The sequence below is a fragment of the Psychrobacter sp. UBA3480 genome, assembly GCF_002377945.1.
In the GTDB taxonomy this organism is placed as follows: domain Bacteria; phylum Pseudomonadota; class Gammaproteobacteria; order Pseudomonadales; family Moraxellaceae; genus Psychrobacter.
Genome location: NZ_DFQV01000026.1, coordinates 1 through 11,338, shown reverse-complemented (window position 1 = coordinate 11,338; position 11,338 = coordinate 1). Strand labels below are relative to the sequence as shown.

Here is an 11,338-nt window from a genome sequence, read left to right as displayed (position 1 = left end):
TGAATTGAAGGCACGCCCTAGCTTATAGCACCACATACTGGCTAGGCAATTTGATAACGCTGTGCTATCGCCAGTATTTGCTTAACCACATTATGTTGCTCACTCATAGGCAATTGCTCTGTTGTTCCAATGATAGTGATAGCATATTCTAGCGGTAGCGCTTCGTTAACAATTTTATCACTACTCGTGGGTGGGTTAACAGCGCTACTGGCAAGCTGTGGCAATATTACAGGAATCGTAATGGCGTTAATACCCATGAGCATATCGCCCGTCACTGTCGCATAGCCTTGAGTACGAATCTTGGCCTGTAGCTGGGTAAAGTGCTGCCACTTCTCGGCCATATCTGCGGCGGTATTACTCGTATGCCATTCAGCTGTGACCAATGGCTGAATGACGGCATCAGGTTGATAACTGGCAAATAACTGCCCTGTGGCCGATGTCGTCAGAGGCATACGTGAGCCAATGCGAGTAATGATACTAATCGGACTGTCTGGCTCAACGGACTGAATAATAATAGGGCCTTCGCTAAACCATTTGGCAATTTGCACACCGCAATTTAAGGTGTCTTTGATTTCATTAGCCACTTGCGTGAGACGTGCCAAAAGATTGTTTTGGTTGAGTCCAGTATGTCCTAGTGATGCCAATGCATTGACTCTATCGCCAAGCCCATAGCGCCCATCATCAAGCTTACGCGCGTAGTTTTTACGGATGAGACTGACCAAGTAACGATGGGATTTTGCTGGATGCATTTGCATGGCTTCAGCGATATCCTTTAGCATCATAGGCTCATTGCGGTCGAGCAGCACATCGAGTATCGACAGCCCAATCTCAAGCGACTGGACGCCACTTTGGTTTTTACTGGTGATAGAACTGTCTACAAGGGTTTTGTCTGCTGGCATGATTTGCTCGATTCTGGTGTGCTTGGTTATTTTCTAATGACGGTCTGCTTGTTAATGGTTTGTTCAATAATGACTTGCTCGATCAAATACCAGTGAGATACAGCCCCTACTTCATAGTATTTATTCTTTTAAAAACACATCAATATAAGGACATAAATCATGATGACACTTTATGGCTACTTTCGTAGTAGCACGTCTTACCGTACTCGTATCGCTATGAATCTAAAAGGCTTAGATTACAATGATATCACGATCAATCTGGCACAGGATGAACAGTTAGAGTCTGCCTTCAAAGCAATTAATCCACAAGGATTGGTGCCTGTCCTACAAACTGACGATTTACTATTATACCAAAGTCCAGCTATCTTGGAGTGGTTAGAAGAGGTCTACCCTGAGCATCCATTATTGCCTAACGATGCTGCTGGGCGTATGCACGTACGCGCGCTGAGCGCCATGATTGGTTGCGACATCCACCCAATTAATAATCGCCGCATCTTACAGTACCTACGCAATGAGTTGTCAGTAAACGAGGAAGATGTGATTGCATGGTGCAATCGCTGGATCAGTGAAGGTTTTGCCGCTTTAGAGACACGTTTGGCGGCGGATAACAATCGCGGACAGTTCTGCTATGGGGACAGTCCTACTCTCGCAGATTGTTATTTGATTCCGCAAGTCTCTTCTGCTCGCCGCTTCAAAGTAGATTTGAGCGCTTATCCCAATATCGTCGCCATTGATACTCATTGCCGTACGCTAAAAGCCTTTGCAGAGGCGGATCCTATGATGCAGCCTGATGCACCGAAACGTGATGCCTAATTTGAGACAGTTTTTATAGGATACCTATCTTTATAGAATATTTATCTTCTCAGCCAAATATTAAGTGACTTAGAATTAACACTTAGTATTTGGTCGAGCTTTATTCTTCGCTATTCTTTACCCCTACCTATTTTCGCAGCTTAACTTCTAGCTTAATCGCTGAATTTAGCCTCATTGATTATTATTTATTCAATTTTTACAATATAATTTTTAATATATTCATATTAACGGTTGTATGGTGGGCAGCTGTTGGTTATTCTTTATATAAGCATTTGTCATCGCTCAAATTTGTACTTTATTAGCTGTAGAAAAAAGTACTGTCTTATTCATCACAATAAGGTTGAACAATATGAATGATATATCCTCAGCAGAGATAACCACCCTACCATCGGATGCAGCAAACAAGATTTATGCATCAGCAATCATGTTTAGAGATGAAACAGAAAGCGCTAGAAAAATTGCACCCGTGGTAGTCAATAAACTTTCAGAATTTGCATTGTTTAGAATGGGCTTACCTAAATCGTTAGGAGGATGGGCAGGAAACCCAATAGAAACGCTAAAAACTTATGAGACGTTGGCCAGTGCTGAGGCCTCTGTTGCTTGGATCGTTTGGAACAACCATTTGGCCTGTACATTCGGTCGATTTTTGGATGAATCCAGCATTAAAGAGGTATACAGCGACCCCTCTCATGTTTATGCCAATTCCGCACGGCCTGAAGGCGTGGCCCAAACAGTAGATAATGGCTACATGGTATCAGGACAATGGACACTCGTCTCTGGATGCCAATTGGCTGACTGGTTTGTGTTACGTTGCCTCGTTATCTCCGAAGGCTCTCCTACAACCCTTGGCCCAGGTGCAAATTTAAAGCTGTTTTTTATTCCAAAGAAAGACGTAAAAATCATTGATACATGGGATGTGGGCGGCCTAAATGGCACAGGTAGCCACGATATCGTTGTTAAAGACGCTTTTGTCAAAGAGGCTTATGCAGTTGACTTCGATAGTCCTGTGGCTGTCGATACTGCCTACAGTCGTCTGCCTATCGGTTGTATCAATGCTGCTGGCTGTGCCGCTATGGCACTAGGCGTATTAAAATCCGCTATGGATGATTTGGTTGATATGTGCCTTGAGAGAGTAACACCTGGTAAGAGTCCAGATCTACGCGACCGTGCAACGGTACAAGCTACCATTGCTAAGAGTAAAACAATACTGGCATCGAAACGCGCCCAACTGCATTATAGTGTCGAGATACTATGGAAAGAAGCACAGCAGCAGAACATCTTTACTGATATACAGCTTGCAGATGTATGGGCAGCGTCTTGTGAAGCCGCAAGAGAAGCTCGCGAGATGGTATCTGAAATTTACGCAGTCGCAGGCACGGCTTCCTTATATAAAAAACATAAGATAGAAAGGGCACATAGAGATATTCATGCGATTTTGCAGCATGGCATCATTCAACCTCACTGGATGAATCAAGCAGGTATGGCCTATGTTGGACTGACACCGAATGGCGCAATGTTCAGAATATAACAGAGTCTTAATTATAAATAATAAGCGCTTGTAAGATACAACTTACAAGCGCTTATTTTTATTTATCGATAGCTTTATTACTTTAATTGTTTATCTTTAAGCCGTAAAAAAGCAAGACATCCAATGTCTTACTTTTTTATAGTCTATCGATAACTACAGCTGAAAGGCTTTAGTCAAAATGGAAACCTGCACCCACTGCACCGCCTACGTTGCCTTGAGTATCTGCTGTACCATTTACCTTGATGACCCAGCGACCGTCATTAGATAACTTAGAGAAACCAATTGCTACAGCGCTCTCTCCATTATAGGTACCGACACCGCCACCGATCAATGACTTACCTGCGATATAGGCCTGAGGCATTGCCGACATTGCCATCGCAGCTGAGATACCTGCATTTGCATCGTCTTCTACTTCGTCGATTTTGTAGCCAAGATCGCTCATATTGTTATTGAGTCGACTATCAAGCGCGCTAAGCTGACTATAATTGACGGCGTCTGTTGCTTCGACCCCATCGGCGACACCAGTCATGCGTTGGTTACCAGCATATAGACCTTGAGATGTCATACTTGGCCCATCTTGCATACTGATGCCCTCACTATTGATAATCGTTGTCCCAACTGTGACACTATCAACGCTGATATTACCGTTTAGATCAAACTTAATACTACTGCCATCTGCTGTGGTAGTGATGTTATTGCCACCAGTGAAACTGAGGACACTCTCATCGCCAATTGGTTTATTGATATTGGCACCACTGTCTGCGCCAAAATTGAGTCCAGCATCTAGCTTATCCGTATTGGTTTTGATATTCGTGGTATTGGTCGTGATATTGCTGGTATTCGTAGCAATATTTGTCGTATTGGTCGCGATATTGGTTGTATTAGTAGTAATGCTCTCTGTGTTAATTTGCACATTTTCACTAATTTCAATCGTGCCTTGTCTGATAGAAGCGATCGCACCATCGATATTACTTTCACCCGTTCCACCAATGTCACCGTTGGTAAAAGTACCATCTTCGGCATTGTAAACAGTGTCACCACCGATAATACTACTGATACCAGCTCCTTGGGCATAAAGCTGACCACCATTTATAGCGTCCTGACTTGTCGCCGAAACTTCTCCATTTTGAACGTTGGTAATTTTGGTATTAGCAGCATCAATACCAATTTTTGTGATGCTTGGGCCACCTGCAATGGTCAGTCCATTGTCATTCATAACCGTACTACCAGTGGTTACGCTATTCAAAGTAATATCTGGGTTCAGATCAAAGCTAATATCATTAGCATTGGTAGGTATGGCTGCAGCTTGTAGTGATGGACTACTATCGAAAGCAGCCACATTACTCACTGATTTCCTAGATACCTTGATATTACCGTCTTTACTACTGAGGTCGACAGCATCTCCTTGTTTTACCATCGTAGCGATATCACCTTGAGCGGTGATGCCCCAACCTTGATCCAAGGCAATGGCGACATCTTTTAACTGCCCAACATTGACAGCATCCGTATTTAGCACACCTTCCCCAACGTTGCGAATGGTGTTGCCTCCATTATCTAGACCACGGCTACTCAATGAGACCTGCGAAACCATTCTATTCACGCCATTTCCAACGAAGGTAAAGCCTGCATCACTCATGATGCTATTGCCTATCTGTATACTGCCATCATTTCCAAGGTCTAACTGATTATTCAGTTTCACTTGGACGCCAGTCGCAGAAGCGACAGTAGTCAGATTGTTATCTCCTGTGACATTGATGGTATCGCCTAATGCAAATTGCTGATCATTAGCACTATTGCCGTCACCAATTTTGATGCCTTTAGCGATTTCATCATTAGTCATAGTGAGCTGTGCAAAGTTTACGGCATCGGTTGGGGCAATTCCCTTATCAACTTTGATAATTCTATTATTACCATTATCAAGACCTTCGTTGCTTAACGTAATGGTCTGATTAGGACCATCAGTGATGGTGACGCCTGCATTGTTAAGTACCGTGCTTTCCATTCTCACGCTACCGTTTTTACCAAGCATGACATCTTCAGCCAATCTAACATTTAGATTGCCCTTTTCATCAGCGATCACACCGATATTGTTCTCAGTTAACTCTGTCGCGCCTCCTTGGAGTGTCAACGTTTGACCCAACTTGCGATTGACGACAACATTTGTATCATCTCCTGTGAAGTTCAGTCCTAGGTCCACTGTATTGTTGGTTGCATTTAATTGTCTAACATTGACGGCATCTGTATCTCCCTGACCATCATCTACATTAACGATTTTATTGCCACCATTATCAAGACCTTCACTATTCACACGAACTGTACTATCAGCAAAGCTAGCACTAGTAAAAGTGACATCTTCTTTTGTAGCAACTTTAATGCCACCATCCTCGGCACTAAGAACAATGTTATCTCCCGTTAGGAAGTTAGCCGTATTGTCCGTTTGGTTAAGCGTTTTAACATCAACGCCATCTATTTGAGCAATAATGGTCTGCATAGCACTGTCTGCTTTAACTAGACTAGCTTTACTATCGGCACTTAAGTCAACAGCGTAATCGGTGGTGTTAGTTGTATCATCTTTTTCACCTGCTGTGACTGTGACAGCTGCAGATCCTGCTGAAGCAGTAACGCCATCTGCATTAACAGTATAAACATCTTGACCGTTACCACCTGTAGACTTCACAACGTCAGCCACGTTAGTACCTGCGGCGACCTCTGTTTTAGCGGCAGCGGAGGCACTATTGAGCTGACTGACATTGACAGCATCATTTGGGTCTTCACCGTTATCAACATTGATAATCTTTTTGTTGGCAGCATTGATACCACCAGACCTTGTTACGCTTGGACCACCGATAATTGTTAAACCATCCATGGTTAGAACAGTACTAGGAATACCTAGTGGGCCATTCACAAATACTCCTAAGCCATTAACTGATGTACTAGCCAGTGCATTACCGGTTCTAACACCTAAACCATCTACAGTTGTACTAAGGTATGAGTTACCTGTTGTTAGACCTGAGCGATCAAGTGTTGTTGTATCACCAAAACCAAATGGAAAGCTCGAACCCATTCTTACACTACCGTTATTACCTAGGTCTAAGTTGTTGTTGAGTTCGAACGAGACATCATTGTTATTAGCTGTTTTGGAGACAGTGATATTGCTGTTTTTACTATTGAAGTCAACTGATTCGCCAGGTTCTACCGTACTTGCGGTAGCACTATCACCTTGTGCGCTGATATCCCAGCCTCTATTGGCTGTTTCTGTAACCACTTTTAGCTGAGATACGTTCACTGCATCCGTATCTGCTGAACCACCTGCAACGTTAATGATACGACGTTCGCTTGCAACAGCGCCTACTGAGACGGTGCCGTTATTGGCATCAGCAGCGACGTTGGTTAAGAAAGATGCGCCGCTTTGTACAGCTGCAATAGAGTTTTGACCTAAAGCGACACTGTTTAGTGCATTTGCTCTAGAACCCTTACCTAGTGCAACACTACCTAACGCTTCAGCTCGTGCATCAAGACCAAGTGCAATGGTGTCTTGAGCAGTCGCTTTTGCTTCGTATCCTATCGCAACCGCACGACTTGCAGTTCCGTTTGTGGCTCTTTGACCTATCGCCACTGAATTAACACCCGCTTTGGCCTCCTGACCACCAGCAAAACCATTGAACGAAGATCTTGCGCCTTCACCGATGACGGTTGCATTTGCGTTTGCAAATGCGCTCTCTCCAACAGCGGTTGCATTATTACCTTTTGCATTGGCATTCGAGCCAACGGCAAGAGCGTCAGTACCTGTTACTGATGTGGTGTATGGCTGTGTACTGCTAGAGCGGATAGGGAAGTCAATGCCAGCAACGATAGTATCTAACGCTTTTAATTGAGATACGTTTACTGCATCACTGTCTTGAGTACCTGCTGCGACATTTACAATTTGGCGAGTACCATTAGTAGAGCTACCAACAGAAACTGCACCAAGACCTGTACTATTAGTTGCTGTAATAGCTGCTTTGTCTATGACACTAGCACTTGATGGAGCAAACCCAAGCGCACCACCTGCAACGTTAGCTACAGATTGTGATCCTAGCGCCACGCCATCTTGAGTATTAGATTGAGCGCCGGCACCTAGAGAGACAGAACCATCCTTGCTCGCTGATGCACCAATACCAAAGGCGGAAGCTGCAATACCTGCTGTACTAGATTGCACGCCAATAGCGGTAGACAAGTCTCCTGTAGATAGCGCCTTTGAGCCAATAGCTATGGAGGCTGCACCTGCAGCTTCAGTATTCCTATCATACTGTGTTGGTTCAACAAGATCTCGACCAGTGTAAGATCTAAACACCGTATTAACACTACCACTGTTTTGGCCAACATTAGCTGTGCCATCGGTGTTTGCTTCGGATGCAGCATTCAAATCGTCACCACCGATAGCAATAGAAGAGCTACCTTTTGAGACAACATTTGCACCAATAGCGATGGATTGTTCTCCTGATGCAGTCGTGTGCTGACCACTCTCGCCACTACCAATGGCTATCGTTTGGCTACCAGATGCACTGGCATTGCCCCCCATAGCCATCGCATTGTAGCCTGTTGCACCATCATTGTTTTCGTTACTTAACAACCCTGTGGCGCTGCTGTTTACACTGTAGTACTTGGTTTTGTTAGCCGCAACCGTACTGGCTAAGCTATGAAGTTGCGAGCCATTAACTGCATCTTTACTCCCTGCCATCACAGCACCATTGGCTACATTGGTGATTTTGTTATTACCATTGTTTAGGCCACTATTGCTCAAAGTGACACTATTGGCTGGATTTATGGCTGTAATCTTAATGCCTGAATTATCAACTAAAGTATCGCCCGTTTTGAGACTGCCATCAGTCCCTAAGTCGACATTTTCATCGAGCTTTATCGTTAGCGCTTTATCACGCCTATTGGCAGTCACACTGATATTTTTGGTATTGGGATCGCCAATGACCGTCTCTCCACCCTGCACCGTTAGTGTTTGATGAAAGAATGAATTGGTATGTATTCTAGGTGTTGGGTCGTCTCCAGCAAAGTAAGTACCCAATGCATTCGCCTGCATGCCGAAGCCAGCCGCTAGTAGCCCAAGCGCTATAGTACTCAGACGTAACGTATGGATAACAGATAGGTTAGCCGTTGTGTTAATGGTAGCGTTAGAGCTAACGCTAGATTTGGAAGATTTGCCACGTCCCTTCGCGTATTCACCAACGGCGGTAAAACAACTTAGGGCTTCATTCCAGATGACTTTATAGATGCGGTTCATGATGCGTACTCCCTTACAGACTTGTCAGATTTAAAAAATCAGAGATAAAATCCATGTCAGAGAGACGATGTGACAAAATAAAACGGGTTATAAGCTTATAATAATGAGACCTTGTTCAAATAATAGTTGTAATAGTCTTTAAGGAATAAGACGTTCTGTTTTGTATAATCTTTATCACTCTCTGTATATATTAGTATTACCGAATATATACAGAGAGACAATGCCGTTCATCCGTGTTTTGATACCGTTCGTCAGTTATATTCATATAAACGAATATAATTGCTTTTAATTTTTGCCTATTTGTAATAAATTACGTCGGTTTTAAAAAGAGTCAGCTTTTATCTACTACTAAATATGCGCTTATACACATTACAAATACAGGATAAGCGCATATTGGTTACATAAATTGTTTCTACATTATTTATCTTTTTATCTGCTAGGTAGCACTATTTGAACCACCAACCCTTGAATACCATCTTGTCGGTTATGAGCATTGATATATCCTTTATGCGCCATAACTACAGCATGAACAATGGCCAATCCAAGACCATAGCCGCCAGTATCACGATGCCGAGCAGTATCGAGCCGCACAAAGGGATGAAAAATACGTTCTAAGTCTTTGTCTGCGACACCGCCACCTTCGTCTGTTATATTAATTTGAACAGCTGGTGCCTTATTGTCCATTTGTATTGCTTTGATTTCCGCAATCACTGTCGAACCCGCTGCCGTGTGCATAAAAGCATTGCGAATGACATTTTCAAGCGCGCTATACAACTGCTCTGCATTACCTTGAACTGTCCAAAATCCTTCCAAACTATCTAACGCTGAGGCTACAGGCAGTTGCCATTGCCAATGCACGTCTTTATGTTGAAACTCAAAGCAGACATCCTCTCCGATATTACTAATAATGTCAGATATGTCGACTGCCTCACTTTCCAAATTATCGACGGTATATTGCTGCATTTGTAGGGATTGAATATGAATGATTTGCTCAATCAGCTCATTCATTCGTGTAGATTCTTTATCGATACGGTCCAGATAACGATTGGCATTGGGCGCAAAGTCTCGAGTCAGCTCAGTCGCGACATCCAGACGAGCAAGTGGCGAACGCAGCTCATGTGAGATATCACTAAGCATCTGCTTACGTGCCAGCTCACTATCGACGAGTCTGGTCGAGAGATGGGCAACGTCCTTGGCTAATAGCCCCAACTCATCATCGCCCATCTTGGACAGTTCTGGGTTGGCTTGATAATTACCATCAATCATACGGTGTACGGTATTTTGTACACGGCCAATTCGCTGGGTTAACGTACGACTGAGCCATATGCAGACCAATACACTAAAGATAACGATCAATAGCAAACGTATTGGGAAATTACCGTGCTGTATCTCTACCACGTCTGAAAAACGCAAATGCGGACGCAACTGTACGATGATTGACTGACCATCAGGTAATTCAACAGACATATCGGCCAATTCAGGACGAGTATCGATATCAGCTACTGCTGCACTACTTGCCGTTCTCGGCTTTAAGAATTTTTGCCAAAAAGAAAGCTCATCTTTTGGTATCTCATTGTCGTGTTCACGCAGTCTATTGTCAGCATTACGACCTTCTACACCATAAACGTTATTCTCTACTCTAGGTGGTCTAGGCGACACCGGTCGCACCGGTTGTATCGCACGATCCATTAGCTGCCGACCACTTTGCAGTTGTCCTTGCGCCCGATCGTCTTTGTCACGGTAACGCGGGAATATAATAGCGCCTTGCTCATCATAAACTCTGATTTGATTCATCAGCTGTCGGTCTTGACGATACATCTGCCTGACAGACTCTACATCACCAGCCCGTAGTGACGCGACCATCTCTTCACGCTTTATCAACAGGCTATCGATTTGCACATCCATACGAGAGGTCAGCTCTTTTTCAGCCAACCAGCGCTCTACCACGATGGACAATACAGAGGTGATTAAAATCGTCAATAATAGGCTCAGGAACAAACGCCAAAACAGAGTAATGCGCACCTTAAACTTAAGTGATTTTTTGAGGGTCTGCTCAGAAGCTTTCATCGATATGTCCGTCATTACAGCACCAATTGATAACCTTTACCACGCACCGCTTTTATTGGCTCATCGTGGAAAGGTTGAAGTTTTTTGCGTAAGCGAGATACGTGTACATCAAGGCTACGGTCAAATGGCTGCAACTCACGCTGCAAGACATTTTCTGACAGCCATGCTTTACTTACCACCTCCCCTTTTTGCTTGAGCAGAGCCACGAGCAGATCAAACTCTGTACCAGTGACTTGTAGCGTTACCCCATCTATCTGACAGGCACGTTGGTTTTGATCGAGATGCAAACGACTTTCTGGCAACGGAGTATGCTCTGATGCGGTCATATTGGTACGTTTAATCACTGCATTGACACGCGCTAGCAGCTCTCGAGGGTTACAAGGTTTGGTGATATAGTCATCGGCACCAAGCTCTAGACCAATAATACGATCAATCTCCTCCCCTTTCGCTGTCAGCATAATGACTGGAATGTCGATAATATTTGGTAATTGGCGCAGCACACTTAACCCATCTAGTTTCGGCATCATAATATCGAGTACGAGTAAATCATAGACCGTATCTTCGTGTGCTACTGCTTTGAGTCGTTGTATGACTGCTGCACCATCATGCACGCAGTCACAGCGAATGCCGTGATTGTCCAAGTACTCTTGCAATAACTGAGTCAACTCTTCGTCGTCATCGCCTATCAGGATATTTGGCATGCTTCTCTCCTTTAATTTTTATTTATTTCTATTTACTCAATCTATAGTAATCATG

Annotated in this window: 6 protein-coding genes; 2 read left to right on the top strand and 4 right to left on the bottom strand. The window is 43.8% G+C overall.

Translation table 11 applies throughout. The features are described from left to right. Positions 1 to 41: 41 nt before the first annotated feature. Entirely contained in the window at positions 42 to 899 is an 858-nt protein-coding gene (locus B2863_RS10825) for an IclR family transcriptional regulator (RefSeq protein ID WP_296210368.1), read from the bottom strand. 162 nt (positions 900 to 1,061) lie between these two features. Here B2863_RS10825 and maiA point away from each other — a divergent pair, with 162 nt between their 5' ends. Both maiA and B2863_RS10815 read left to right on the top strand, forming a co-directional pair. Beyond that, the gene (gene maiA, locus B2863_RS10820) at positions 1,062 to 1,712 is read left to right on the top strand and encodes a maleylacetoacetate isomerase (RefSeq protein ID WP_296210553.1); all 651 of its coding nucleotides are present in this window, start codon (positions 1,062 to 1,064) and stop codon (positions 1,710 to 1,712) included. A gap of 349 nt (positions 1,713 to 2,061) precedes the next feature. After that, positions 2,062 to 3,240, top strand: a complete 1,179-nt coding sequence (locus B2863_RS10815; protein ID WP_296210365.1) for an acyl-CoA dehydrogenase family protein — start codon at positions 2,062 to 2,064, stop codon at positions 3,238 to 3,240. Positions 3,241 to 3,409: 169 nt separating this feature from the next. Here B2863_RS10815 and B2863_RS10810 read toward each other — a convergent pair whose 3' ends face one another. The 3 genes from B2863_RS10810 to B2863_RS10800 form a co-directional block, all read right to left on the bottom strand. Then, entirely contained in the window at positions 3,410 to 8,515 is a 5,106-nt protein-coding gene (locus B2863_RS10810; RefSeq protein ID WP_296210361.1) for a YadA-like family protein, read from the bottom strand. 429 nt (positions 8,516 to 8,944) lie between these two features. Then, the gene (locus B2863_RS10805; RefSeq protein WP_296210359.1) at positions 8,945 to 10,582 is read right to left on the bottom strand and encodes a sensor histidine kinase; all 1,638 of its coding nucleotides are present in this window, start codon (positions 10,580 to 10,582) and stop codon (positions 8,945 to 8,947) included. A gap of 14 nt (positions 10,583 to 10,596) precedes the next feature. Next, a complete protein-coding gene (locus B2863_RS10800) occupies positions 10,597 to 11,283 on the bottom strand; it encodes a response regulator transcription factor (protein WP_296210356.1) in 687 nt (228 codons plus the stop codon). Between the last annotated feature and the right edge of the window lie 55 nt (positions 11,284 to 11,338).

Bases quoted from the DNA above. Each gene is read 5' to 3' on its own strand.
- maiA (WP_296210553.1), top strand. From the start codon at position 1,062: ATGACACTTTATGGCTACTTTCGTAGTAGCACGTCTTACCGTACTCGT.
- B2863_RS10800 (WP_296210356.1), bottom strand. From the start codon at position 11,283: ATGCCAAATATCCTGATAGGCGATGACGACGAAGAGTTGACTCAGTTA.
- B2863_RS10805 (WP_296210359.1), bottom strand. From the start codon at position 10,582: ATGAAAGCTTCTGAGCAGACCCTCAAAAAATCACTTAAGTTTAAGGTG.
- B2863_RS10825 (WP_296210368.1), bottom strand. From the start codon at position 899: ATGCCAGCAGACAAAACCCTTGTAGACAGTTCTATCACCAGTAAAAAC.
- B2863_RS10815 (WP_296210365.1), top strand. From the start codon at position 2,062: ATGAATGATATATCCTCAGCAGAGATAACCACCCTACCATCGGATGCA.
- B2863_RS10810 (WP_296210361.1), bottom strand. From the start codon at position 8,515: ATGAACCGCATCTATAAAGTCATCTGGAATGAAGCCCTAAGTTGTTTT.